Here is a 25,924-nt window from a genome sequence, read left to right as displayed (position 1 = left end):
AGTATAGTAAAGAGAGTCTTATGCCAATATTTGGCTGACTAAAAAAAATATATCGTTAAATCACTCAACTTTGACAAGGATATTTACAAGGGTCGCCCTTAAATTCTTGGATTTCAGCAAAATTGCGTAATTCGGTAAAAGTTGAGGTTCTTACTACCAGATAGCAGACCGTTAAAGGAGCGATTAGAGAGTAGAGACTAGAGATTGTGTAAAGTTTAAAGTATAAAGTGTAAAGTATCTGCTTCTAAAAATCTATCTTTTGGAGGGTAAGGCAGGAGATATCTCTGTTTTGTCCTTCTAGCCTTGGGCATCCAAAAATCAGCCATACTCCCAAGTCAAGTCATTTCAAACAAAGCTGGGTTTGTCTACAGATCCCCAATTCAGCTTTAGACTAGAAGTTAAGAGAATGAAGAGCTTTAAAGCATGCAAGTCCTTTTTAAGGTCATCCGGCAGGAGCAAAATTACTCCCCTGTAGTGCAGACTTACACGCTGGATGTCGATCCTGGCAACACGATTCTGGATTGCCTAAATCTTATTAAGTGGGAGCAGGATGGAAGTTTAGCTTTTCGCAAGAATTGTCGCAACACAATTTGCGGCAGTTGTGGAATGCGAATCAACGGTCGTTCCGCTTTGGCTTGTAAGGAAAATGTCGGCAGTGAAGTACAAAGGCTGCAACAGATAGCAGCGAGTGCCAGCCCTTCAGATCCCCGGCAAAAATTCTTAGATGCTATCCCAGAAATTACTATCGCACCAATGGGCAATATGCCGGTCATTAAAGATTTGGTGGTGGATATGCGGAGTTTTTGGGATCATCTTGAAGCAGTTGAACCCTATGTGAGTACGGGTGCAAGTGGCGTACCGGAACGAGAGTTTTTGCAAACACCCGAAGAACGCGATCGCCTTAATCAAACAGGCAATTGTATACTGTGCGGTGCCTGCTATTCTGAATGCAACGCCCGTGAGGTCAATTCGGATTTTGTGGGTCCCCACGCCCTTGCAAAGGCTTATCGAATGGTAGCGGATTCTCGTGACGCCGACATAGAATCCCGTTTGGAAAATTACAACGAAGGAACCAAGGGCGTCTGGGGTTGCACCCGCTGTTTTATGTGCAATACGGTTTGTCCGATGGATGTGGCACCAATGGATCAAATCGGCAAAATTAAACAGCAAATTCTCGACCGTAAGGACGATCAAGCCAGTCGCTCAATCCGTCACCGGAAAGTATTAATTGATCTGGTGAAGGAAGGAGGTTGGATTGATGAACGTCGGTTTGGTTTGCAAGTAGTGGGGAATTCTTTTCGAGACATCAAGGGGATGATTAGCCTAGGACCACTCGGATTCAGAATGCTGGTTCGGGGTAAGTTTCCTTTGGGGTTTGAGCCGTCTGCTGGGGCTGAGGTAGTGCGATCGCTGATTGAATCTGTCCAAAGCCTTGAATCTTAACTCATATTGAATCACGATTGAAGTAAAAGCAATGAATCCTGAAACAACTTCTTCCCCAGAACAATCACCCACAGAAACACCCGCAGAAAATTATAATCAACCAGAACCTGCTTTTGGCTGGACACCCTACGCCGAGCAAATCAACGGACGATTTGCGATGGTGGGGTTTGTGGCTTTATTAGTGCTAGAATTTTTCACCCATCAGGATTTTTTTACCTGGCTGGGTTGGCGCTAATTCGCACACAGAAGCGTGGAATTGTTAACCTTCAATTCCATGCGTAGGAGCTTTTTCTGTGCCATGCCCCTACTCTGCATCCAGATTCTCGTTTTTAGGCTGATCCTGAGAACGAGAATCTGGAGGCGCTACCTTGATATCTACCCTAATTGACTAGCTAAACCTGAACCGGAGTGGTAAACCGGATTTTAAGATAGTCATCCTCCATCTTTGCTCCATCTGGTTGCAGCGCTGCCAATGCTTGTGGTAACACCAAATTGCGGCGGTGATTGCCTATCGTAATATTTAATTCATCGCCGGTTTTACTCAGTTGGATATTATCTTTGGCAATACCGGGCAAGTAAAGTTCTAAGCTGTACTGATTTTGGTCTTGCACAACTCTCAGAGTTGTTTCCTTGTAATATATCTGAGTCGGATCTTCATCTTTATAGAGCGTTTCCTTTAGCCGTTCTAAGGCATCCAACCCACACATTTCTTCTGAGTAAAGCGGAACTTCCTTGACTGGTAAGGGATGGAAGTTTGCGTGAATTTCCTGCCGATATTGCTGCTGGCTTTCTTTCCAACGTTGAAAGAAAGGGTCGGTCACTTGGTCGGGAATAATCCGATTTGCCACCACTAAATCCGTAGCAACGTTGTATAAACTTAAATAAGCATGAGCGCGGAGAGACTCTTTAATCACCATTTTTTCGGGATTGGTGACGAGGCGCACCGAAGTTTGGGTATTGTCAGTTAATACTTTTTCTAGAGCTTCAATCTGCTCGTAGAATTCATAGGGAGCGTCCATTACCTCTTTATCGGGCAAGGAAAAACCGGCAATCGGTCTGAAGATCGGTTCAACTAGAGGTCTGAGCGCCGCTGATATGCCCTGTAACGGCTTGTAAAAACGTCTCATATACCAGCCGCCGACTTCCGGTAAGCTGAGCAATCTGAGCGCCGTGCCCGTGGGAGCTGAATCAATAATTAAAACGTCAAACTCGCCTTCATCGTAGTGGCGCTTCATGCGTACCAGACCGAAAATCTCATCCATGCCTGGTAAAATTGCCAATTCTTCCGCTTGCACGCCTTCCAAGCCTCTTGCCTGCAAAACTTGGGTAATGTAACGCTTGACTGCGCCCCAGTTGTCTTCCAATTCCATCAGAGCGTCTAATTCAGCACCCCACAAGTTTGGGCGAACCAGTCGCGGAACGTGCCCCAGTTCTAAGTCAAAACTGTCGGCGAGAGAGTGAGCGGGATCGGTACTTAAAACGAGGGTTTTATAACCGAGTTCGGCACACCGCAAGCCAGTAGCGGCGGCTACAGAAGTTTTGCCAACGCCACCCTTGCCGGTCATCAAAATTACGCGCATGAATGCTTTTTTCCTATCTGAGAATTGTTTACGTTACTTATTATTTTTTCCCTGTTTTAAGGGTAACAAATGTTGTTTCAACACATCGAAACGCGAACATTTCCAGTAATCGATATGGGAAGCAATCATTCCATCAGTGTTGAGTCGTAACTCGCTCCAGCCGGGGATGGCGATGCGAGGTTTCCACGGCAGAGGGGTATTCCAGCTCAAAGTCCACTCAAGTTGAATTGTGTCTCCCGATTGGCGAATGTCATGTAAATCCATCTTGACGTTCATAAACCAGGTTTTGATAAAGCCAATCATGAGTTTGTAACGCTCAAGACCTTGAAACTTGTTCAGCGGATCTTTGAAAAAGACATCTTCTGCATAGATGCTGTAGGTTTGGTTTTCTGGAAATCTTTGGTAGTCGTCTTTGAGGATTTGAATGATGTCCATGAGACTTACGGGATTGACAACAAGCTACGGTTCGATTTCAGGCCAAAGGCGTTCTAACTGACGCCGCCATGCCGCCAGCACCTCCTCACGAGCCTCTGGAGGCAGATCCAGCTCGCCCATGAGACCTTCTTCGTAGAACCGATCGAGGGTTTGGAGTGTGGCTGTGAGGGATTGTCCTTGCTGTTTGGCAGCCAGGATAATTTGACTAATTCGACTTTCAACGAGCTGATTAAAGCAGTCCGATAAACCTGTCTGATGCAGAGAAATGAGTCGCGCGATCGCTCCTGAAAAATCCTCTACATTTAGAGTCTCAAGGTTGTGCTGAAATACACCCCATAGCACCCCTTGATTCAGGGCGTAACGAGTCTCCTGAGTGTCATCAAAGTTGGCTTCTAGCAGCTGTTCGACAAACGGTTGCGCTTCTTGAGCGGGTGCAATAGGTAAGAGAAGTCGCAGCCAAGAACCGTCATCGGAAAGCAGCACCAACAGACGCATCTGAGTCGTTTCTACTTGCCACAAGCCGGGTGCGGTCGCTTCAATCGCTGTGGCAGCAAATAGTTCTGTAAGGGTTTTGGTAATGTCTTCAGGTTTCATAATTTTCAAATAATAAACCCCCGACCTGAGCCGGGGGAAACTTCAAAAGACAGAAGATTGAGGAAAGGAGGAATTCATTGATTCCTCATCCTTTATCTTTTCAAGAGAGCCATTCCTCGACAGCTTCTTCTTTGGTGTTGGTATTGCGCGATGGAGTTTCGCGGTTAAACTTCATGTGAATTGAGCGGGTTTGCTCGCCATCAGTCGCCACCGCCATAATCGGGTAGTCAATCAGACCATCCTGGAAGGACATCTGGAAGCGGAAGGTGCCATCTGGATTCAGCTTGATGGGACGACCGCCAATTGTGACCGTAGCATCTGGCTCGGTGGCACCGTAAACAATCAGTTCAGCATCAGCAACCAACCAGAACTGGCGAGGACGCATCGGGACGGCGGAAGCCGAGAAGCCAGCTCCGGACATTCCCACACCAGACATGGTGAGACCAGATACGGTGGGAACTGCCCACATCCCAACGCCAGAGGGGAAGACGTAGGAACTAAGAGCTTGTTCGGCAAGGGACACTGACTGCATAGAACCGGGTACGTGCTGCATGGAGCCATACAGGGAACCGGCTACCCGTTGAGCTTCGACGGTCTGAGCCATGCCGAAGATTTCGTCGTAAATGGGGTTGCCACCTGCTACTACACTACCGTAGCTAGCCACTGCCATTTTCTTGGCAGGCGGAACCAGTTCTAGGAAAGTCTTGTCGCGCAGGTCTTCTTCCCAAGAAACGGTGATGAATTGGTCTTCAATCCAATCTGAGGGATAGACGGGAGGAACGCGGACGGGAGCGGAACGAGCTAAGACGAGCCAGCGACCATCGGCACAGCGGTAGCCGATATCTACAGCATAGTCGCGATCGCTCACGGGCATCGGCAAATACCATTCCCGCGCTAGCTCATCGCAAGGATATTCCTGAATGCTGTGAGGGCTTTGATATTCTAGATTAACGTCGGTGACATCGTAGAGCCGCAGCGCCAGTTGTTGTCCCCCCTGACGGCGCAACTCTTCTTTATGATCGTTGGGGATATCCCAGTAGGTGTATGCCCATTGTGGATCGCGGGGCATGAGGACAACGCGGCTTTCACCGTAGCCACCAGGAAGATCCCCTAGACCTTCGTCTACGGATGCCAGGGTTCCACCTGTACGATCTTCCTGACCCAGTTCAAATTTTGCTGCTTCCACTTCTTCTTGCGCCTCCACTATGCGAGTTGAACCGAGAGAAATCTTGGTGCGTTGGACTTCTTTAATTGCTGTTAGCAGTTGCTCTTTACGCATTCTGCTGTATCGAGAGATGCTGCATTCACTGGCAACTTTACGGAGTTGCCTCAATGTCATCTCTTCCAATGGTGGGCGTTCTTTTGCCATAACAGATAGTCTCCGATAGTTTGGGCGGCAGTTAGATTACTTCTCTAGAGACTGACTAGCAAAGCAGCACAAAATGCTATTTCGCATCTCTTCTACTTCGGAAAGCTGTGCAATATCATCCCCTTCCTGAAATCTGTAACGTCTCAATGGTTAGCTCCGGTCTTGAACGAGCTGGTGTCACCCTCGAATGGGGGCTGCTTTGGCGACGCCCAGAAGACTGACTGGCTTTCTTGGTTGGATTGAGAATCTAACTGAGCGCCCAGGATTTGAGAAATGTGCTGATTACAGCATTTCTTTGGGATCGGGGGATCGCTTTGTTAATATTCATGTTGCAGAAAAATGCCGGGTTAGGTCAAGGGGTGTTTCAGCCGATTATAGGTATATCTACGAAGTTATCAGGTGATTGGGGATCGTATTGTCATGATATCCTGACATTTGAGGACGAATTGGGATCGCCCTAATTTGTCAATTTGTTGGAGGCGTTCCCATGCAAATTCACAATGTCAAAAAATCATGACAAAAGAAGCGGCACCCATTCACTTTTTTGGGGCAATATTTAAAATCTCTCCTTGCCCCAATTATCAGAGGCAAAGGGAGATCGGTCTGATTCCTAAGCTCTTCTGGGTTGGGTGTGCTTTCTTCAGAGGCTCAACCTCCTCTAATAGGCAAGAAAGCTTACTAATGAGGCACAAAGGAGAACTCCTGTATTGGCGTTCTAGGATTAACCATATATAAGCAGCCAAAGCGGAATCATCAACAGCAGCAGTCCTATACTCACGACAATACTGCTGGCGGCTAAGTCTGGGTCGAGATCGTACTCCTCTGCCAGGATCAGACTGGCAAAGGCAGTGGGCACACCTGCCATGAGAATCATTGCCAATCGTGCGTCGCCCGATAAACCGACTAAAGTGGCGGCAATGCCCACCAATCCCGGCATCACCACGACTTTTACTAGGGCAGGGAGCAAGGCAACCTGAAAACTCTTCCATCCTTGCAGCTGAGCGAGTCGTATCCCCATCAGCACAAAGGAGCTAGCAATGACAAAATCTACGGAAGCTTGCAGTCCTGATTCCAGGAAAGTAGGCAGTTCAACCGAGCGAGTGAGGTATCCGAGGCTAAATGTCCACAGGGAAGGAACACTCAAGATATCTCGAATTTGAATCCACCAATGATTTCGCTTTGCGGGTCGCCCAAAGTAGCTGGCGATAAAGACGCCGATTCCATAGGTGCCAATGATGTTATTCGTGACGCTGTAGAAGACGGCTAGACTGAAAGCTTGAGTGCTAATCAAAGAAGGAGCGATCGCTAACCCCACAAAACCTGTATTGCCCAGCATGGCAGACAGGATGAAACTACCCTGGCGAGATCGGTCTAAAAAAGGCAGGAGAAAAGAATTTTTACTTTCGCCATTTTCACAACTGAAGCGTTTCCAAACCTGCAAACTTAGCCATGCAAAGGAAAAACCAATCGCTAAAGCTGTCATTGCAATCAGCGGCACCACTCCAGCATTTTCCGATAAGTTAGCTTGACGAGCCAGCGTCAGAATCTGTAGCGGTACCCCAACCCAATATAGGCTGCGACCCAGCAACCTCGGTAAGGAACTGGGGATAAACCTAAATAGTATGATACCGAGTCCCGTCCACAGGATGATGGGCGTATAGGCATGAAATAAGGTTTCGGTCATTCGTTATTAGCCACTGTGCTTAGCCACTGGTCATCAGTCACGGGTCATGGGTTAACAATCGGTCGCCTGATGACGAGCCGACTAATGACTAATGACCAATGACTACCTCAGAACCTTCATGTCCTGGATCAGCCACTGACCATCTTTGCGTACCAGGTCATAGCGCACGCGCAGGCTTTCATCGTAGGAAGAAGCTTGATTGAGCTTGCCTGCTTTATAGAAATCTGCGGTTTCATTCACCTGTGCATCCACTTTGGCGCGGTCGGGATGGCGATCGCTCGTTTCAACAGATTTTACCTCGACCTTATGCTTGTACTTCCAGTACGAGTTACTGTTCTTTGTGCTTTGAGAACGTTTCTGCCAACGAGACAAAGCGGGATCGGCAAGTATTTGCTGTAATTTTTCAACGGTATGCTCTTCACCCAAGGCATCTGCTTTACTGGCAAGCCAAATCTGAACCAATTGTCGAGCTATTTCTTGGGTTAGAGGGCCAGACGGACTGGTTAATTTACTGCCTGGTTCGGGAATCGGTACCGGAGGCGCAGCTAGCTGTACCATCGGTTGCTCTCCCTCCAAGAGCGGACCTGAGAAACTTCTTTGGAGCCAACCGAAAGTCGCGATCGCTAGCATTACAAAGACTCCCAAACCGAGAATCCCGGCAAGTCCCAGTAAAATGAGCCGCCCGGTTTTTGCCGAGCGCAAGGAAGCCGCAGAACGTTGAAGACGACCGCCTCGACGAGCTGATACATCTCCCCCTGTGGGCGATGCCTTGGGCACAGAATCCGTTCTCCGCAACCGGCTAGCGATCGTTGCCCGTGGTTGTTCATTTGGTTCCTGTGAATTCCCTCGGCGACGCTGACGCTTCGAGGAAGAATCCCCAGCCAAGCCCGGATCGTTGCCCTCTGGTTCTGGAGACCTAGAAATTCGTTCTGCTGCCGGTAAATTCGATCCTCCTGCTGTCTGTGGGCGATCGATTGTCGCGGTCATCGTCGCCGTTCGATAGGCAGCGTCAGGCTGCTGTTCCACCACTTGTTGAAGGCGATCGCGCGACGAACTTTCTTCAGCGTTGCGCGATCCCGTATCGCTCATCCTGCCCCCATTCTCTCCACTGCCGTTATGCGAACTGGAACGAGAAACCACACTCTCCGGTCTGCGAAATCCTGGCGAGTCGCTTGTCCCCCGCGAGGAGGGAGCAGCGGCATAGGATACTTGCTGAGTCGGCAACACCGCCCACTCATTTGTTGCGTCTTCCTCTACTGGCAATTCTTCTAAGTAAGCCTGAACCTGGTCATCGGCAAAGTAATCCTTCAAAGAAGCCCGCACTGATGCCAAATCTCGGAAGTGGGGAAACACTTCTGCTTGCAACCAACGCTCCCCATACAAACACAACCCAGGTAACAAGTCTGGGGCACCCTGAGAATGTTCCCGAATGAAGGCGAGGGGTTCGTACTCCTGGCTGAGTTCCAAGGCGCGACTGGCTTCTTCCGTCTGACCGAGCAGCAAGGCGCACACCGCTTGTTCCAAATGCACATCCTGACGCTTGCCTAAGCGCATCAGCATCTGCTTGGCTTGTCTAATTAGACCGGGCTGTCTTTGGGCAAATCCCCGCCCTAATAAAGCATAAACCGCTAAATAGGTAGCAACCGCCGAGGGACGACGCGCTTCTGCTTCAAAAAGGCTCTGCTGTTCGGTGGAGGTCAAGTAGCTACGCAGTTGCTGAATGAAGCGGAGAAAGTCATCAATGTTCAATCCAGATTGATCGTCTCCGGTGCCATCGATGCCGCCGCGTTCTTGCAGCATTTCTTGCAAATGCTGCAATCCTTTGCGGCGTTCCGTCACTTTGTCTTCACTACTCGCGAGTAATTCCAAAATGCGGTAGGGGCGAAGCTTGTAAAGATCCGCCTGAATTTCCCCCCGCAAGCTGGCAAATATACCTTCTCGCAACAGTAATTCTTGTCCCGTCTCCAGGGAGGTGGCGGCATTTTCATATTGACCTTGCTGCCATTGCTCTCGACCCAGTTCCAGACACGCCAGTGCCAGTGTCAACACAATATCTGGTTGCACTAGCTGAGGGTTCCCCAAACGACCCTTCTCGATACTGGTGCTGGCACGACTGAGGAAGGGACGCCCCAATTTCAGCACCAGTTCGTATTCTCCTAGCTCCTGTAAAATCAGCAATGCCCCAACGAATTGCTCGTCTTGAATTTCGATGCTGGGCGTATAAGGGTCAAGGTCAGCGTCTGCTGTGCCGTTTCCCTCCTGACGAGTTGCCGTTCCTGATTCTGAGTCCAAGTCGTAAGTTTTAGTCAGAAATGTAGCGTCGTAAGCGGAACGCTGTTCTGAATCGCAGAGAATCGCGTAAGCTTCGTCTAGCAGTTGTTTTCGGGCGGCGATCGTGATTTCTGAATACTCGCGTCGAGGAAGTTGCAGAGCGCGATCGCGATACGCTTGCTGCAACTGCTCAGCCGTAGCCTGAATCGGCAGGCCCAGAATCCGGTAGTAATCGAGCGGAATTCTCACAGTCTACTTCCTCAGCCCCAGGCAACTAAATTAATCTGTATCTGTACGAGCGAACATAAACGATAGAATAGGTGCGATAATTATACCCCCTAGCTTCTATAGTAGAAGCTTATCTTGGTACATAAAAACCGCCGTTCAACCAATCACGTCAAGTTTATCCCTAAAATCAATGGTTCAGGAACGCATTTTACCCGTCTTTGACACCGCTCAAACTCAAATCACCAAAGAGGAAGGATTGCTCCTTTACGAGGATATGGTCTTGGGGCGGTCGTTTGAGGACAAGTGCGCCGAGATGTACTACCGGGGCAAAATGTTTGGTTTTGTCCATCTATATAACGGTCAAGAGGCTGTGTCAACTGGCGTCATCCAGGCGATGCGTCCCGGTGAGGATTATGTTTCAAGCACCTACCGCGACCACGTTCATGCTCTGAGTGCTGGCGTTCCCGCAAAAGAGGTGATGGCTGAGTTATTTGGTAAAGCCACTGGTTGTAGCAAAGGACGCGGCGGCTCGATGCATATGTTCTCATCTGAGCATAAACTGCTGGGAGGTTATGCTTTTGTTGCCGAAGGAATTCCTGTTGCTACGGGTGCGGCTTTTGCCAGTAAGTATCGCCGCGAAGCCTTGGGAGATGCCGGTTCCGATCAAGTAACCGCCTGCTTTTTTGGAGATGGTGCTGCGAATAACGGTCAATTTTTTGAATGCTTGAACATGGCGGCGCTCTGGAAACTGCCGATTTTGTATGTTGTGGAAAACAACAAGTGGGCAATTGGCATGGCGCACGAACGGGCAACTTCTGTACCAGAGATTTTCAAGAAAGCCCATGCATTTGGCATGGCAGGTGTTGAGGTTGATGGGATGGACGTGTTAGCAGTACGAGCAGTCGCCCAGGAAGCGATCGCGCGTGCCCGTGCGGGTGAAGGACCAACCTTGATTGAAGCCTTAACCTACCGCTTTCGAGGTCACTCTCTGGCTGACCCCGACGAACTTCGTTCCAAAAATGAGAAGGAATATTGGTTCGCCCGCGATCCAATCAAAAAGTTGGCAGCTCATCTCTTAGAACACAATCTGGCAACTCAGGAAGAACTCAAAGAGATTGACCGGAAAATTCAAAGCGTCATCGACGATGCGGTGAAGTTTGCCGAGGAAAGTCCAGAACCCGATCCCAACGAATTGTACCGCTACATTTTTGCCGAAGATTAACACTTGAGTTAATAACTGTAATTTAAAGTAAGGTGAGCGTTGCTCACCTTACTTTTTTTATAACTTTTGCTTCTACCTGATAGGTAAAACTTATTAAATTGCCTTAATTAATGTAAAAATAAAGTTGGTAAAAAATGTAATTTTAAGCGAATACTGTGAGAACAGATACAATTTTCTATCAACTTTTTCAAACCTTACCTAGCCTTTTATTTGAACTTATCGGAGAGCCACCGACCCAAGCTCAAAACTACGAATTTTCTTCAAAAGAAATTAAAGAACTGTCTCGCACCTTCGATGGTGTATTTTTACCCCCCGAAGCTTCCACAAACCTACCAATCTACTTTGTTGAAGTCCAATTTAAATCAAAATCTGACTTTTACTGGCGCTTTTTTACCGAAATCTTCGTCTACCTTGGTCAATACAAACCAAAGAATGATTGGTATGCGGTGGCGGTATTTGAAAGCCGCACTATAGATCCAGGCTTACCAATGCAGTATCGGAGTTTGGTGACAAGTCAGCAAGTTAAGTTTGTATATCTCGATGAATTTGTGGAAGCAACAGATCCATCGCTTGGCTTAGGGATGGTGCAGCTGGTAGTCGGGGATGAGGAAACAGCAGTTGAACAAACTAATCGACTGCTACAGCAAGCACGACAGGAACTTGAGGATGTTGCCTTCAGGCAGAAAGTTCTAGAATTGGTTGAGACGATATTAATTTATAAGTTTACCAACTTGAGTCGGCAGGAGATAGAAGCGATGTTTGGACTAAGCGATCTAAAGCAGACGAGGTTTTATCAAGAAGCCAAGGAAGAAGGTAAGGAGGAAGGTAAACAGGAAGGTAAACAGGAAGGTAAACAGGAAGGTAAGTTAGAAACAGTGCCTTTGTTATTGCAGTTGGGGTTAAGTGTGGAACAAATATCCGAGAGGTTAGCCTTGGATATTGAGGCGGTGAGACAGGCGGCGCAAGCGTCTGCTGCTGATACCCCACAAGGAGAAAATTCGGGAAATTAGTTTAAGAGCGATCGCAATTCGACGATGAGTAGTAGATAAAGATGCGATCGCTCTTTTGTTACTTGAGGGAGAAGAATGCGCGATCGCTATCTTATCAAGTAGTAAATAAAGAAGCGATCGCTCTTTTGGTACTTGAGGGAGAAGAATGCGATCGCAATTCGACGATGAGTAGTAGATAAAGATGCGATCGCTCTTTCATTACTTGAGAAGAATGCGATCGCGTAACCTGACCGTGCGATAAGCTGTAATGCCAAAGAAAATCCGAGAGCTTAAACAAATGCTTCACAAAGCTGGTTTTACAGAACTCCCAGGTAAGGGAAGCCACACCAACTGGGTGCATCGCTTATATACTGGAAAAATTACGATTTCTGGTAAAGATGGAGCCGACGCTAAACGCTACCAAGAAAAGGAAGTTCAACTGGCAATTACTGAAGTTCAACTGGCAATTGAGGATTTAGATGGGAAGGAACAAGATGACTAAGTTCAAGTACCAAATGGTTATTCAGTGGTCTGAGGAAGATAACTGTTTCTTGGTAGGATTTCCTGATTTTATAGGACAACGTTGGCGGACTCATGGTGATACTTACGAGTCAGCGGTTGCAAATGGAATTGAAGCGTTAGAGTCTTTAATTATTGCTTATGAAGCTGCTGGAGATCCGCTTCCCGAACCAACCGTTTGTCACGCAGCGTAGTAAAATATTGGGTTGGAATGGCAGTTTCGCTCTTGTGATGATCGCTATCTTATCAAGGAGCTTCTAAAGATGCGATCGCTCTTTTGTTACTTGAGGAAGAAGAATGCGATCGCATTGTAACCATCCAAATTACCATTTTTTTGATTTGAGGCTACGATAAAAGAATTAAACGTTTAATCTGAAGCAGACTGTCATGCTACCTTTTAAGAAAAAAATTGTCACAGATGAAGCAATGCGTCCTGTTGCTGTGTTGATTGAGTATGAAGACTGGCAGAGAATTGAGAAAATATTAGAGGCATATCAATTGTCAGAAAAAGACGATGTTAATCTAACCCAGTATGCAGGTATTATTAAATTAACTATAGATCCTTTAGAGTATCAGCAGCAAATTAGGGATGAATGGCATTGACAGAACCTTTAATTTTATTAGACACAAATATAGTTTTGTATTACTTGGGTGGTCGCCTAACAGACCCTTTGCCATCAGGAAAATATTTTATTTCCGTGATTACTGAAATTGAATTACTATCTTATCCTAGTCTCAATCCAGATGAAGAAGTACAAATTCGCACTTTTTTGACTAAAATTATAATTGTTTGTATTGATGAAAATATTAAAGAATTAGCGATTGCATTCCGCAAAAATCACAATCTCAGGTTGCCTGATGCCATTATTACAGCAACAGCACAATTTCTAAATGCAACCTTGTTGACGAATGATGCGAGACTGGTTAAGTTAACAGAAATAAAAACTTGTTCAGTGAGAATTTTGTAATAGAGAGCGATCGCCATTCGACGATGAGTATCCAATAAAGATGCGATCACTCTTTTGGTACTTGAGAAGAGAGCGATCGCCATTCGACGATGAGTAGTAAATAAAGATGCGATCGCTATTTCGTTACTTTGAGAAAGAAGGCGACCGCACTCTAAGTTCCTCATAATGTAGCAGAGCAGTCACACTATTTAAGTGGAAACCTAGTAACACTCAAGTAGATACGGCTCGAACTTCTGTGTAGCCTTTTTGACGTGCAAGATAGACTCTATGCCTACCATCAGTAATTCTGTATGGGTTTCTTGACATATCTAGCGCAATTGGATCTGACTCGCTATTGAGAACCTTCTCAAATGGGTCATACCCGTTCAATAATGTATCTAATCGGCTTTGTTTAAGTTCATTGTAATCAACATTCTCGATATCAGACAGTTTGACTTTGACAAAATTCCAATGTGCCATAAGCGTGTATGCCTTTTGAATATTTCCAAATAAAATAGGGTAGCCCTATCTTAACTTCAGTAATCTAAAATTCTTCTTCACTTTTTGAACCACCCGATCCAAAAAATTGATCTGCCTCAATATTAGACTTAAAGTCTTTACACGCCTCCCTTACTTCGTCTTCAAAAGATGCCAACTTTCCCAATTTACTACCACTACCAACTTTTGCTGTAATACCAGCAACTAAGTCATTCATCGTTATCATGTATTTATTACAGAGCATATAAACTACTTTTCCTTCACCTTCGGGATCGCCTCCAACAAGTCCAGCCCCCATAATTTTTTGCTTACGTGCAACCTTTTCCTCTTCAGGTGTTAAAGTTACCTTGATGTATGTTTCGTAGTAAGCTCCACCAAGTGGTCCTTTCTTTTCTTGACGGTCGGCTGAAAACTTCATATTTGGCTCCGTTGTAATGGTGGAAGTTGCTGTGAGCAGTACAATACTGCTAATAATTTATTTATTTCTTAAAAAACTAATCTTCTAGCTCAGAACTATAAATATCTCCTTCCCTTAATCCTTCAGGGAGCCTAGCTTTTATTAAATTTCCAAGAGGTCGATCAGAAGCATCTATATAAGCTGCTTCAATCAACTTATGTTCCTTTGTTTCAAGATAAGCAAAGTATAAAGCTTGAGTTGGATCGCTAGGACGGTCTTTTTTGTTTTGCAGTATGCCAGCAATAACTTTGTTACCGCTTCCTGAAAGATGAGCTTTCAACCTTCCCCTAATACTTCTTCCAGACCTTCCAATGTAATGGGTATTATAATTGCTGCCAGTTTTGGTCGCGATCGCGTATACACCAGAAGAATTCGAGGCTTCCCATAGCCTAGAGGTGTCAAGTTTCCCTTGACTGTCAAACTTACACTCTATCCAGTTACTCCATGCCATGTACTGACCTCGCTTTGTAGCACTTGTGATTTAGGTTTTACAAGATTATCTTGTGTTTACACGATTATTTTAAGCTAACCAAATTATTCAATAGAGCATTCTTAACAAAAAATATAGGATTTTATTGTTCTTTACACGATTACCTGATATGGCGTTCTCCCTCGGCAAGCGCCTCAAGGCTACCCGTGAATCACTGGGATTGACTCAAGAGCAGGTCATCGAACAGCTAGAGATTGGCTATAACCTGAGCCTGAGCCAACAAGCCTTGTCGTACATTGAAAACGGGAAGCGCAAGGTAGATGCAGAGAGTGAGTTACCCGCATTTGCTGGAGTTTACGGAAAGCCAATTGATTACTTCTACGAAACCCTGGAGTTGCCCACTGCACCGCCAGCCGCACCTATGCTCAGAACTAGGTCTGTTGTCACAGTTGACCTGGAAGCCCTGACCCTGCGGGATAAGCTGGAACTAGCAGCAGAACTGATCCACAACGTCTTGCAAGAAACCTAGTTAAGGGCGGTAAAGATGGAAACTAGGCAAGAGGACATAGCCTTACTTGAGGAAGCAGAGCGTCGTTTACGCTTCTCCTACCAGCACTGCCTGAAATATCTGGTCATTAACCAATAGTTGGGTTGCTTGTTGGCTGTCTACAGGCTTAGAAAATAGGTATCCTTGCCCCGATTCGCATCCTAAATCTCGCAGTTTCTGTAGCTGAGGAAGCGTTTCTATCCCTTCTGCTACAACATCCATACCTCGGCTACGAGCTAGCGTCACAATTGTCTGAACAATTTCGATATCGCTGAAGTCTGGCTCGATGCGGCTCACAAAAGAGCGGTCAATCTTTAACGTATCAATAGGAAATTCATGCAAGCGACTTAAAGAAGAGTAGCCGGTGCCAAAGTCATCAATACATAACTGAATGCCTAGAGCTTTAAGCTGCTTCAACATTTTTTCTTCCCAGGCTACTGTTTCTAGAATGCAACTTTCAGTAATTTCTAGTTTCAAGCAGCCTCTTGATATCCCAGTTCGCTGCAAAATCTCTTCTATTCGATCCACTAGATCCACTTGCTTAAGCTGCACGGCAGAAAGATTCACATTGATCGTCAAAGGAGGTTTTTGAGGAAACTGTTGCTGCCAAATACTCAATTGGCGACAAGCCTCCTGCAAAACCAACCAGCCCAAATCGTTAATTAATCCAGTTTCTTCAGCCACAGGGATGAAGCGATCGGGCAATATCCAGCCCCTAGATGGGTGATGCCAGCGTATCAGTGCTTCAAAGCCGCTCACTTCACCCGTAGAGAGCGAGACAATGGGCTGGTAATAAAGAAAAAATTCTTTTAGCGCGATCGCCCGTCGTAGATCGTTCTCCATTTGCAAGCGTGCCATTGCCAGTGTTTGCATCGCTGGATCGAACACTTCGTAACGCCCTTTTCCTTGGGCTTTAGCATGATACATTGCTACATCCGCATCCCTCAGCACATCTTCTGGTCGCTCATAACCCGTTGTGCTGAGAATAATGCCAATGCTGACTTCAGTGAAGACTTGATAATCGTTAAAATTTAATGGTAGTCTTAATTGCTTTTGGATGCGTTCAGCCACAGCAGTTGCTTCGTTTACATCTTTAATTTCTTCCAGTAAAATGACGAATTCATCTCCTCCAAAACGCGCAACTGTATCTGTGTGTCTTAAAGAAGCTTGTAGTTGGCTAGAGACACTTTTGAGTAATTCATCTCCAACCAAATGTCCAAGGCTATCATTAACCACTTTGAAGCGATCTAGGTCAATAAATAGGACTGCATATAAATAATCTTGACGCTTTAAAGCTAATTCAAGCACAAATTGCAGCCGATTCATGAACCATGCTCGGTTAGGCAGACCCGTCAGCGTGTCATGAAAAGCATCATGCCCTAATTTTTCTTCTCTCTGCAACAGCTGAATTTGCGTTTGTTGAAGGTCATACAGGGCTTGTGTAAGTTCAAATGTGCGCTCTGTTACCCGTTGCTCTAACTCCTGAGAAATCCTCTGCAACGCTGCTTCTGTCTCTCTTCGGGCGTCGATTTCCTGTTTAAGAAGTACATTTTGCTCTGCGAGCGTTTTGCTTAAAGAATATAGTCTCAGGTGAAGCCGGACGCGGGCTAAAACCTCCTCTTGCTGAAAGGGCTTGGTAATATAATCTACTGCCCCTAGAGACAAACCTTTGACTTTATCCACCGAATCGGTAAGAGCAGTCATAAAAATCACAGGAATATCTTTCGTTGCTACTGATGATTTCAAGCGATCGCAAGTTTCAAACCCATCTATTCCCGGCATTATTACATCCAACAATATAAGATCGGGTGAGACTTCTTTTAGCTTCTCGATTGCACTTTCACCATCCTTAGCCACTAAAACTTTAAAGCCAGATTCTTTCAATAAACTGAACAACAGCTTGAGGTTATTGGGGAGATCGTCAACAATCAAAATAAGCTCGTTATTTAAATTATTCATTTCTTACACCTCTAAATAATATCGTTTGACAATATTTAGTATTTCTTTTTCTTCAAATAGTTCCGCTAGTTGCAGCAGTTGATTAGCAAAGAAAAAATATTTTTTATCCAATTGCTTTATTCTAGTCGCTTCCTGTTCAATACCTTCGATATCACCGATTCGAGCAGCATGATAAAGCGTGACAAGTTCTTCGGATGGCGGTGCTACAAATTCGGAATCTTGAAAATTATTAAAATCATCTTGCTGATTGTGATTTTCTAAATTGTCAGCTTCTTCATAAATCCATTCTAATTTTAAGTAAATTTGTAATTTCTCAAATAAATCTTCAAGTATAATTGGTTTTGCAATAAATCCGTTACAGCCAGCTTCCAGACTATTTTGCCGATCCAATTCAAATACACTAGCAGAGGAAGCAATCAAAATTACATTTCTTAATTCTGTTGACTCTCGGAGGCGTCGAGACATTTCAAAGCCATCCATAACTGGCATTAATAAGTCTGTAATAATCAGATCGGGTTTAAATTCAACAGCTTTCTCTAACCCTTCTTTTCCGTTTTCAGCCTGGATTACCTCAAATCCTATTGGCTCTAATAAATTAACTAGAAATGAGCGATTTTCCCATCGGTCATCTACGATCATAATTTTGCGCCTTTCACCTTTAAAGCAAATAATATTTTTTGCTGAAATAACAGAAGGTTTTTCAATAGATTGAGATGTTTTAAGCAAATCTAAGTCTATCCAAAAAATACTACCTTTACCTAAACTACTCTCGACTTTTAGTTCGCCTCCCATCATCTGAATAATTTCCTGACTAATCGATAATCCTAAGCCGGTGCCTTCTGGATGGCGATTTTTATCTCCCACTTGCTCAAATGGCAGAAATATCTTTTTTAACTGCTCTGAAGTCATCCCAACACCAGTATCTTCAATTTGGAAACGAATCTTGGTAAAGGCTAATTGGTTAGACTCCGATCCCTTATCTATTACCCCTATTTGGAAATTTACACTACCCTTATCTGTAAATTTGATAGCATTGCCCAAGAGGTTAATCAAAACTTGTCGGAGTCGTTTATCATCAGCATGAATAGCAGTAGGAAGTTGATTTAAAGCTTGATAAGTAAAAGAAATTTCTTTTTGTTCGGCGCGGATGCGGCAAATTTCTATAACGCCTAAAATAAAAGAAGGAAAATAAAAATCTTTCGGATAGAGTTCCATTTTCCTAGCTTCAATTTTGGAAAAGTCTAAAATATCGTTAATTAATGTCAGTAGGTGGGAGCCACACTGATAAATAATACTGACGCCATCGAGTTGTTTGAAGCTGGCATCTTTATCGCGTTTCAAGATTTGAGCATACCCCAGAATGCCGTTGAGGGGAGTGCGGAGTTCGTGACTCATATTGGCAAGAAATTCACTTTTAGCTCGGTTGGCAATCTCAGCGGCTTCTTTTGCTTCTTTGAGTTCGGCTGTCCTTTCTTCGACTCGGATTTCTAGCTTCTCGTTTGTTTTTTCTAAAGCTATAAAGGATTCTCGCAACTGCTGTGCCATTTGGTTGAAAGAGTGAGCCAGAGTTTCCAGTTCACCCAAGCCTTTGACTTCCACTTTTTGCTCTAATTGACTGCTGGCAAAATTCGCTGTTACAGCCTGCATTGCTAAAGTCTTAGAAGCCTCGCTTAAACGAAGAATGGGACGAGTAATCCAACGAGAGGTGAAGATTCCCAGAAGGGTAGCTAGTATCAATGCCCCCAGACACAGCAGGATAGTAGTACGAGTGTTGGCATTGATTTGCTCCATGAAGTCGGCTTCTGGAACAACCACCACAATTAGCCAATCCAGACCTCGACCATCTTGGAAGGGCATAACTTGCACGAATTCTCGCTGACCATTCAGCTTAAAGTCAAATTGCTGGTTGCTGCTAATTTTGTTAAGGTTGCCGAAGCGTTTTGTTAAATGTTGTGCTGTAAAGCGAATCAAGGGTACAGAACTTTCAATTGCGTTAAGCCGTTTCGCTTCTTTGCCATCCGAGCTGTTTAGAAATGGCTTCTCGGAGGTAGAAGAAGCTACTATCAGTCCAGAGCGTTCTATTATGAATGTCTTTCCTGTCCGACCGATTTTTAAAGTTTGCAGGAAACTACTGATTTTTGACAGAAATAAATCGGTAACTACAACTCCCCGGAAAGTGCCTGTTTTGTCGTATACGGGCTTGCTTGCGGAGATTCCTAGGCTCGGTTGAATATAATATTGGTAAATTTTATTCCAATGGGGTTTGTTTGCAACCCGTGCGGCTTTATACCAAGGTCTGTTTCGAGGGTCGTAGTTTGGGTGGGTTTCCTTGAGCTGAGTCGGCTTGCCTTCGCTATCTACGGTAACGATTGTATTGACGAAGTTAGTAGATTTATCAGTAATTTCAATAACTGTGGAACCATCATCCTTATATCCAGCACCGGCATATTCTTTTTTCTCTCCTCCGAAGCTAATGTAATTTACTGTGGGAAATTGCTTAAGCTGCCAAAAGAAGTAGCTTCTCATAGGACTCATGTCGTTTGGATTCCACATTTGGAAGCGACGAATGGCATCGACACTGATGGCATTGACGATATGAGGTGTTTCTAAGTAGGTATCTAGGTGCTGTTTGATACGGGCAGTAATTTCACTCCGTAGTTGGGTGGTGACATCGTTGACGGCTTTTTGCCCGTTGCGTAGCGAGAGCCACCCCGTTAGACCCACAGCGGTAAAGATTTGGAAGACAAATGGCACTACTAAGACGAGGCGTAGCGGGATTTTTCGCTTATTTTTTGAAATTTGGCGATCGCTTGTTACTCGCGTCATAGTAAATTCGTTTTAATGCCTATATAGTTTTGATACCAACAGCCGTTCGCCTTTAGGTAATACAAGGCAAGAAATAAAAAAACTTTCTATTTCCTTATCTTGTACGTTAGCTGGGTTGATTGCGTAGCTATTCAACCAAACTTAATCTTAGGAAATTTATAGGTTGTAACCAAAGATACAGCAGAATGGAAGAAAATACTGACTTGTAGGGTGGTTTAGAACTTTTTTATTATTTCTAATTTATTGGGATGGAACTGGCAATTTATCTTCGCTAATTATATTTACTCAAAAATAATATCAATGATTACCGTTTTATTTACACGTTAAGAGCCAAGATTTTTCATAAAATACAAGTCAAAAGATAAGATAATTTGATGAACAAAAAAACTTTATTAGAGAGTATTATTATCAGTTTTTTATTTTAAAAATCCTATTATAAACATTAATTATTTCGGCAAGTTAAAGATAGTTAATTCAAAAATTCACGATCGCTGCTGAAGCAAGTTTTCAGAGAAGGCGATCGCGTCTTTCCATCTGCCAGAATTGGCGAGTCACTTGAGCAATGTCAAACTCTAGGCGTGACGGCATCAGCGCGGGAATTTCGGGAATAAAATAAATAGGTGAGAAATCAGCTGCTGCAACCCGAAACAGGACAATCATAGATAAAATGAACTCCTGTGCCGTTCGTGCAAGGGTTCTATGTCTACAAGTTCATCCGCCCCGTTTACCCCTGAAGAAATTGCTGCTGAAGGTCTAAAGCCAGAAGAATACGTAGAAATTGTCCAACGGCTAGGGCGTCATCCTAATAAAGCTGAGTTGGGAATGTTTGGCGTCATGTGGTCGGAGCATTGCTGCTATAAGAACTCACGACCATTGCTGAAGCAGTTTCCGACACAGGGCGATCGCATTCTCGTCGGGCCAGGAGAAAATGCTGGTGTTGTAGACTTGGGCGACGGACTGCAACTAGCATTTAAAATTGAATCTCACAATCACCCCTCAGCTGTCGAACCATTTCAAGGAGCTGCGACGGGAGTAGGCGGTATTCTCCGGGATATCTTTACAATGGGTGCGCGTCCCATCGCCTTGTTAAACTCCCTCCGCTTTGGTTCTCTGGAAGATGCCAAGACGCGGCGATTGTTCAGTGGCGTGGTATCGGGAATCTCACATTATGGTAATTGTGTGGGAGTACCCACAGTGGGCGGTGAGGTCTATTTTGATCCAGCTTATTCGGAGAATCCCTTAGTAAATGTAATGGCACTGGGATTGATGGAAACTCCGGAAATTGTCACATCTGGAGCAGTAGGGATTGGCAATCCAGTGCTGTATGTGGGTTCTACGACTGGGCGAGATGGCATGGGCGGGGCGAGTTTTGCCAGTGCGGAACTCAGCGATCAGTCGATGGATGACCGTCCAGCGGTACAAGTTGGCGACCCTTTTTTAGAAAAATCCCTCATTGAAGCTTGCCTAGAAGCGTTTAAAACTGGTGCAGTGGTAGCAGCACAGGATATGGGCGCAGCTGGCATTACCTGTTCCACGTCAGAAATGGCGGCTAAAGGCGGCGTCGGGATTGAACTGGATTTAGACAAAATTCCAGTGCGGGAAACGGGGATGGTGCCTTATGAATATTTACTATCTGAATCTCAGGAACGGATGCTGTTTGTTGCTTACAAGGGGCGCGAACAGGAGTTGATTGATATTTTCCACCGCTGGGGTTTGCACGCTGTCGTTGCAGGCACAGTTATTGAAGAGCCGATTGTACGGATTCTGTTCCAAGGCGGCGTGGCGGCAGAAATTCCAGCAACGGCTTTGGCGGATAATACGCCAATTTATCACCGGGAATTGTTGACCCAAGCGCCAGAGTATGCGCGTCTAGCTTGGGAGTGGACAAGCGATCGCCTTCCAAGTTTTACCAGCGCTGGCATTGAAATTCAAGATCGTTCTCTCACCTGGAATGAGATTCTCTTGACTTTATTAGATACTCCCACAATTGCCTCTAAGCGTTGGGTTTATCGTCAGTACGACCATCAGGTGCAAAACAATACTGTCATTGTTCCAGGTGGCGCAGATGCAGCAGTAGTGAGGGTGCGTCCGCTGGAACCCTCCCCAAATCACCCGGTTAACGAGGGGAACAATAAGGGGGTTGCTGCCACAGTCGATTGCAATGCTCGCTACGTCTATCTTGACCCCTATGAGGGAGCCAAGGCAGTCGTCGCAGAAGCGGCTCGTAATCTCAGTTGTGTGGGAGCCGAACCTCTAGCGGTAACGGATAACCTAAATTTCGGGAGTCCAGAAAAGCCGGTGGGTTACTGGCAACTGGCAAATGCTTGTCGGGGAATCGCGGAAGCCTGCCGGGAATTGGGAACGCCTGTGACTGGCGGCAACGTGTCTCTCTACAACGAAACAGTGGACGCCGACGGGAATCCCCAGCCAATTTATCCGACGCCCGTGGTGGGGATGGTGGGGTTAATTCCTGACATTACGCGAGTTTGCAGCCAAGCTTGGCAAGCTGAGGGAGATTTAATTTATTTACTGGGACGACGGTTGGATTCACCAGAGGGAGTCACGTTAGGTGCCTCCGAGTATTTGTCAGCAATTCATGGCATTGTCGCCGGTAAACCGCCCATCGTAGATTTTGATTTGGAACGTCGGGTACAAGCTGCTTGTCGGGAAGGAATTCGTCAAGGCTGGATTCGCTCAGCTCACGATTGTGCTGAGGGAGGAGTAGCGATCGCTCTCTCGGAAGCTTGCATCACTAGCAACTTAGGAGCCGAAATTTACTTGGAACTTCCCCCAAAACCCTCTTTACGTTGGGATTCCATCTTTTTTGGCGAGGGAGGAGCGCGAATTTTAGTTTCTGTAGTGCAAGAACACCAAGCAATTTGGGAATCCTATTTAAAGGAGCAACTGGAGGATTGCTGGGAAAAAATGGGTCGCGTCGGAAAACCGGACAGCGAGTTACGGGTTTTTACGGCTCAAAGCCAAGCTTTAATTGACGTTAGCATAAAGAAAATGGGCGACGCTTATCACTATGCTATCCAACGCCGTTTAACCATTTAGCCAATCTCCCCCAATTTCCTTCCCTAAATCGCTCACCCAGACAGACCCTAAATTCCTGGTCTATGTCTTCGGTTAGCGACATTAATGCTTTGTTATGAGATTATTAAGAATTACTAAGCCCAGTTAGTTTTCTCTGCCTCAATAAGTAGGAGCCAAGTTCGCACATGATTCCCAACCATCCCTTTGCTAGTGATGAGTCTTCAGATGAGTCTAACAACTTGAATGTCCAGCGACCTGATAAGCCAGAGGAAGCTTGTGGCGTTTTTGGCGTTTATGCACCAGGTGAAGATGTGGCAAAACTGACCTATTTTGGTTTGTATGCCTTACAGCACCGGGGTCAGGAATCTGCTGGTATTGCCACTTTTGAAGGCAAGCAGGTTCATCTACACAAAGAGATGGGCTTGGTTTCCCAAGTCTTCAATGAATCCATCTTGAACCAGCTACCAGGTGACATGGCAGTTGGTCATACCCGTTACTCCACGACGGGTTCCAGCCGCGTTGTCAATGCTCAGCCAGCACTTGTTGAGACTCGGTTGGGAACCCTTGCGCTTACACACAATGGTAATTTAGTCAATACTGGGAAACTGCGGGAAGAGTTGCTGCGACGCGACTGTAACCTAATCACTACGACGGATTCTGAGATGATTGCCTTTGCGATCGCCGAAGAAATTAACGCAGGCAAAGACTGGTTAGAAGGAGCTATCCGAGCCTTTCGGCAATGCGAAGGAGCCTTTAGTCTGGCAATTGGAACACCAGACGGCTTGATGGGTGCCCGCGACCCCAATGGCATTCGTCCCTTAGTGATTGGCACTTTAAACACTAACCCCCAGCGCTATGTCCTCGCATCAGAAACTTGTGGCTTAGATATTATTGGTGCTGAGTACCTGCGGGATGTTGAACCGGGCGAGTTAGTTTGGATTACCGAAGAAGGTATGGCTTCCTTCTTCTGGGCAGAACAACCCAAACGGAAACTATGCATCTTTGAAATGATTTACTTTGCTCGTCCGGATAGCGTCATGCATGACGAGAGTCTCTATAGCTACCGGCTGCGCTTAGGACGGCAACTCGCCCACGAATCTCCAGCGGATGCCGATGTAGTTATTGGTGTACCCGATTCCGGCATTCCCGCCGCAATTGGGTTTTCCCAAGCATCCAGCATTCCTTACGCCGAGGGATTGATTAAAAATCGCTATGTCGGTCGCACTTTCATCCAGCCGACTCAGACAATGCGAGAGTCTGGCATCAAGATGAAACTCAATCCTCTTAAAGATGTGCTGACTGGGAAACGAGTGATCATTGTTGATGACTCCATCGTGCGAGGAACGACCAGCCGCAAACTTGTCAAAGCCCTCCGAGATGCCGGTGCCACCGAGGTTCATATGCGAATTTCCTCTCCGCCGGTAACTCATCCCTGCTTTTATGGCATTGACACTGACAGCCAGGATCAGTTGATTGCGGCAACAAACTCAGTCGAAGAAATTGCCGAGCAAATTGGTGTAGACTCGCTAGCTTATCTCAGTCGCGATGGAATGTTGAAAACTACCGGCGAAGACCCTAACAATTTTTGTTCTGCTTGCTTTACTGGCGACTACCCCATCCCAGTTCCAGAGCAAGTTAAGCGTTCTAAGCTGATGTTGGAAAAAGCAGCTAGCTGTTAACTTTTTGTCAGTGGTTAAATGAATTTGAAAAACTTACACGGGAAAGATGTCTAGACATCTTTCCCGTGTAATACTATTTCACTTTATGTCTGCAACAGCTCTGTCTATTTCCCCTTTTTTTAAGGGGGTTAGGGGATAGTATCGCTCTTATGTTACTCTGAGAAGCGAAAAATAGGGCATTCAAAAGACTGAATTGTATAAGGAAAGAAAATTAGGGGTTAGATTTACCAGAATTTTTCCAATTCTAATTGATTAGGCGATCCCACATTTGTGACAACCCAAAATTGTAGGAATTATTAAGGGATTTATTTGTTATAAACATAAAGCTAAATGATATAGCAGTCCTAAATGATTCGTGAAGGCAAGATCCTAGGGCAACTCTTACGAAGTCGGGGAGCTGAACCGCTGGCATCTCACAACTAAAATAGGATTGCTATATTAAAGTATTTAAATCCTCAATAAAATAAGAAATAGAAGCAAATTTGCAGTTCATAGCAACTTGTACTATTTTATACCTATACCTATAGACTGAAAATAATTTAACTTTAGATAACCCTTTAGGTGGACGAACCAAAAAATTAAGAAAGCTACTCTTAACCGATGAGATTTAACTAAGAAACTCCATGACTCTTGGGTAAAACGGAAGGATAAAAATGTCTCTGGCTTTACTCAGTCTCAGTTCGATTTCTAAGTGAAGCCTCTCAACTTTGAATTGAGCTAACAGAGCCGAGTCTGACAAAATAAAACACTGAATTAACCAAGAAACTGAAACTCTTTTCGCTAAAAAACAAGGAGATACTGATGAACGCACACTCGTCAAAAAACTCAATTAAAAAGCTGATTAGTCTGATGGGAGTTGTTAGCGCTAGTGTTTTTATGAATTTTCCCGCCTGGGCACAAATTAACTCTAGTAGTAGTGACTCTAATCAATTTTTCAGTAATGCCACTGGCTCGATTGTAAACAGCCAAAAAGTATACGCTCAGATGCCGTCAGTAAATGAGCAGTCTCCCACAGATGGAACGACTACTCCATCGTCTCCTACAGATGGAATGACTACTCCATCGTCTCCTACAGATGGAATGACTACTCCATCGTCTCCTACAGATGGAATGACTACCCCATCGTCTCCTATGGAAAGAAACACTACCCCATCGTCTCCTAGTACAGGTAGCAATAGTCAGTCGTCTTCTGCTGAAATGATCAGGGCTGC

Annotated in this window: 24 protein-coding genes; 11 read left to right on the top strand and 13 right to left on the bottom strand. The window is 45.3% G+C overall.

Going from position 1 to position 25,924, the window contains the following annotated elements; genetic code table 11:
• Positions 1-423 precede the first annotated feature (423 nt).
• Positions 424-1,443, top strand: a complete 1,020-nt coding sequence (locus tag AC2VDX_RS24410) for a succinate dehydrogenase/fumarate reductase iron-sulfur subunit (RefSeq protein ID WP_378181251.1) — start codon at positions 424-426, stop codon at positions 1,441-1,443.
• A 31-nt stretch (positions 1,444-1,474) separates the two neighbouring features.
• Positions 1,475-1,678: a chlorophyll a/b-binding protein gene (locus AC2VDX_RS24405; RefSeq protein ID WP_378181254.1), complete on the top strand. Its 204-nt coding sequence runs from the start codon at positions 1,475-1,477 to the stop codon at positions 1,676-1,678.
• A gap of 157 nt (positions 1,679-1,835) precedes the next feature.
• Here the strand turns inward: AC2VDX_RS24405 and AC2VDX_RS24400 are convergent, their stop codons facing one another.
• From AC2VDX_RS24400 to AC2VDX_RS24375, 6 genes are all read right to left on the bottom strand, one after another.
• A complete protein-coding gene (locus AC2VDX_RS24400; protein WP_378181257.1) occupies positions 1,836-3,023 on the bottom strand; it encodes a TRC40/GET3/ArsA family transport-energizing ATPase in 1,188 nt (395 codons plus the stop codon).
• A gap of 33 nt (positions 3,024-3,056) precedes the next feature.
• Entirely contained in the window at positions 3,057-3,458 is a 402-nt protein-coding gene (locus tag AC2VDX_RS24395; RefSeq protein WP_378181260.1) for a C6orf136 family protein, read from the bottom strand.
• Between the two features lie 24 nt (positions 3,459-3,482).
• Positions 3,483-4,052 carry a hypothetical protein gene (locus AC2VDX_RS24390; protein WP_378181262.1) on the bottom strand — a complete coding sequence of 190 codons (570 nt, stop codon included), beginning with the start codon at positions 4,050-4,052 and terminating at the stop codon, positions 3,483-3,485.
• Between the two features lie 100 nt (positions 4,053-4,152).
• Positions 4,153-5,421 (bottom strand): DUF4912 domain-containing protein, encoded by a 1,269-nt coding sequence (locus AC2VDX_RS24385; protein ID WP_378181265.1) that lies wholly within the window; start codon positions 5,419-5,421, stop codon positions 4,153-4,155.
• Between the two features lie 721 nt (positions 5,422-6,142).
• Entirely contained in the window at positions 6,143-7,105 is a 963-nt protein-coding gene (locus AC2VDX_RS24380) for an AEC family transporter (RefSeq protein WP_378181268.1), read from the bottom strand.
• A gap of 102 nt (positions 7,106-7,207) precedes the next feature.
• Positions 7,208-9,625 (bottom strand): IMS domain-containing protein, encoded by a 2,418-nt coding sequence (locus tag AC2VDX_RS24375; RefSeq protein ID WP_378181271.1) that lies wholly within the window; start codon positions 9,623-9,625, stop codon positions 7,208-7,210.
• Between the two features lie 169 nt (positions 9,626-9,794).
• On the opposite strand from AC2VDX_RS24375, the gene pdhA reads away from it, so the two are divergent.
• Together pdhA and AC2VDX_RS24365 are read left to right on the top strand one after the other, a co-directional pair.
• Positions 9,795-10,826, top strand: coding sequence for a pyruvate dehydrogenase (acetyl-transferring) E1 component subunit alpha (gene pdhA, locus AC2VDX_RS24370; protein ID WP_378181274.1), 1,032 nt, complete (start codon positions 9,795-9,797; stop codon positions 10,824-10,826).
• Between the two features lie 155 nt (positions 10,827-10,981).
• Positions 10,982-11,836, top strand: coding sequence for an Rpn family recombination-promoting nuclease/putative transposase (locus tag AC2VDX_RS24365; protein WP_378181277.1), 855 nt, complete (start codon positions 10,982-10,984; stop codon positions 11,834-11,836).
• A gap of 86 nt (positions 11,837-11,922) precedes the next feature.
• Here the strand turns inward: AC2VDX_RS24365 and AC2VDX_RS24360 are convergent, their stop codons facing one another.
• Complete coding sequence (locus tag AC2VDX_RS24360) at positions 11,923-12,090, bottom strand: hypothetical protein (protein ID WP_378181280.1); 168 nt, start codon at positions 12,088-12,090, stop codon at positions 11,923-11,925.
• Between AC2VDX_RS24360 and AC2VDX_RS24355 the strand changes: the two genes are divergently transcribed.
• From AC2VDX_RS24355 to AC2VDX_RS24340, 4 genes are all read left to right on the top strand, one after another.
• Positions 12,084-12,317 (top strand): type II toxin-antitoxin system HicA family toxin, encoded by a 234-nt coding sequence (locus AC2VDX_RS24355; RefSeq protein ID WP_378181283.1) that lies wholly within the window; start codon positions 12,084-12,086, stop codon positions 12,315-12,317. The two genes, AC2VDX_RS24360 and AC2VDX_RS24355, sit on opposite strands and share 7 nt — an antisense overlap.
• Positions 12,310-12,528, top strand: a complete 219-nt coding sequence (locus AC2VDX_RS24350; protein ID WP_378181286.1) for a type II toxin-antitoxin system HicB family antitoxin — start codon at positions 12,310-12,312, stop codon at positions 12,526-12,528. The genes AC2VDX_RS24355 and AC2VDX_RS24350 overlap by 8 nt, the downstream gene beginning before the upstream one ends.
• 193 nt (positions 12,529-12,721) lie before the next feature.
• Positions 12,722-12,937, top strand: coding sequence for a hypothetical protein (locus tag AC2VDX_RS24345; protein ID WP_378181289.1), 216 nt, complete (start codon positions 12,722-12,724; stop codon positions 12,935-12,937).
• Complete coding sequence (locus tag AC2VDX_RS24340; protein ID WP_378181291.1) at positions 12,928-13,302, top strand: type II toxin-antitoxin system VapC family toxin; 375 nt, start codon at positions 12,928-12,930, stop codon at positions 13,300-13,302. Before AC2VDX_RS24345 ends, AC2VDX_RS24340 begins: the two co-directional genes overlap by 10 nt.
• A gap of 523 nt (positions 13,303-13,825) precedes the next feature.
• Here the strand turns inward: AC2VDX_RS24340 and AC2VDX_RS24335 are convergent.
• Positions 13,826-14,197 carry a hypothetical protein gene (locus AC2VDX_RS24335; protein ID WP_378181294.1) on the bottom strand — a complete coding sequence of 124 codons (372 nt, stop codon included), beginning with the start codon at positions 14,195-14,197 and terminating at the stop codon, positions 13,826-13,828.
• 76 nt (positions 14,198-14,273) lie between these two features.
• The gene (locus tag AC2VDX_RS24330) at positions 14,274-14,687 is read right to left on the bottom strand and encodes a GIY-YIG nuclease family protein (protein WP_378181297.1); all 414 of its coding nucleotides are present in this window, start codon (positions 14,685-14,687) and stop codon (positions 14,274-14,276) included.
• Between the two features lie 148 nt (positions 14,688-14,835).
• On the opposite strand from AC2VDX_RS24330, the gene AC2VDX_RS24325 reads away from it, so the two are divergent.
• Entirely contained in the window at positions 14,836-15,195 is a 360-nt protein-coding gene (locus tag AC2VDX_RS24325) for a helix-turn-helix domain-containing protein (RefSeq protein WP_378181300.1), read from the top strand.
• Between the two features lie 66 nt (positions 15,196-15,261).
• Here the strand turns inward: AC2VDX_RS24325 and AC2VDX_RS24320 are convergent, their stop codons facing one another.
• From AC2VDX_RS24320 to AC2VDX_RS24310, 3 genes are all read right to left on the bottom strand, one after another.
• Positions 15,262-17,172, bottom strand: a complete 1,911-nt coding sequence (locus AC2VDX_RS24320; protein WP_378181303.1) for a two-component system response regulator — start codon at positions 17,170-17,172, stop codon at positions 15,262-15,264.
• 3 nt (positions 17,173-17,175) lie between these two features.
• Positions 17,176-19,998: a hybrid sensor histidine kinase/response regulator gene (locus AC2VDX_RS24315; RefSeq protein WP_378181306.1), complete on the bottom strand. Its 2,823-nt coding sequence runs from the start codon at positions 19,996-19,998 to the stop codon at positions 17,176-17,178.
• A 507-nt stretch (positions 19,999-20,505) separates the two neighbouring features.
• Complete coding sequence (locus tag AC2VDX_RS24310) at positions 20,506-20,658, bottom strand: hypothetical protein (protein ID WP_378181309.1); 153 nt, start codon at positions 20,656-20,658, stop codon at positions 20,506-20,508.
• A 39-nt stretch (positions 20,659-20,697) separates the two neighbouring features.
• On the opposite strand from AC2VDX_RS24310, the gene purL reads away from it, so the two are divergent.
• Positions 20,698-23,055: a phosphoribosylformylglycinamidine synthase subunit PurL gene (gene purL, locus AC2VDX_RS24305; protein WP_378181312.1), complete on the top strand. Its 2,358-nt coding sequence runs from the start codon at positions 20,698-20,700 to the stop codon at positions 23,053-23,055.
• A gap of 164 nt (positions 23,056-23,219) precedes the next feature.
• Complete coding sequence (gene purF / locus AC2VDX_RS24300) at positions 23,220-24,713, top strand: amidophosphoribosyltransferase (RefSeq protein WP_378181314.1); 1,494 nt, start codon at positions 23,220-23,222, stop codon at positions 24,711-24,713.
• A gap of 980 nt (positions 24,714-25,693) precedes the next feature.
• Here purF and AC2VDX_RS24295 read toward each other — a convergent pair.
• Positions 25,694-25,888 (bottom strand): hypothetical protein, encoded by a 195-nt coding sequence (locus AC2VDX_RS24295; RefSeq protein ID WP_486928255.1) that lies wholly within the window; start codon positions 25,886-25,888, stop codon positions 25,694-25,696.
• Positions 25,889-25,924 lie beyond the last annotated feature (36 nt).

It is taken from the genome of Coleofasciculus sp. H7-1 (genome assembly GCF_057473865.1).
Note: the sequence above shows the minus strand (reverse complement) of the source record. Positions and strands in the feature narration are given on the sequence as shown.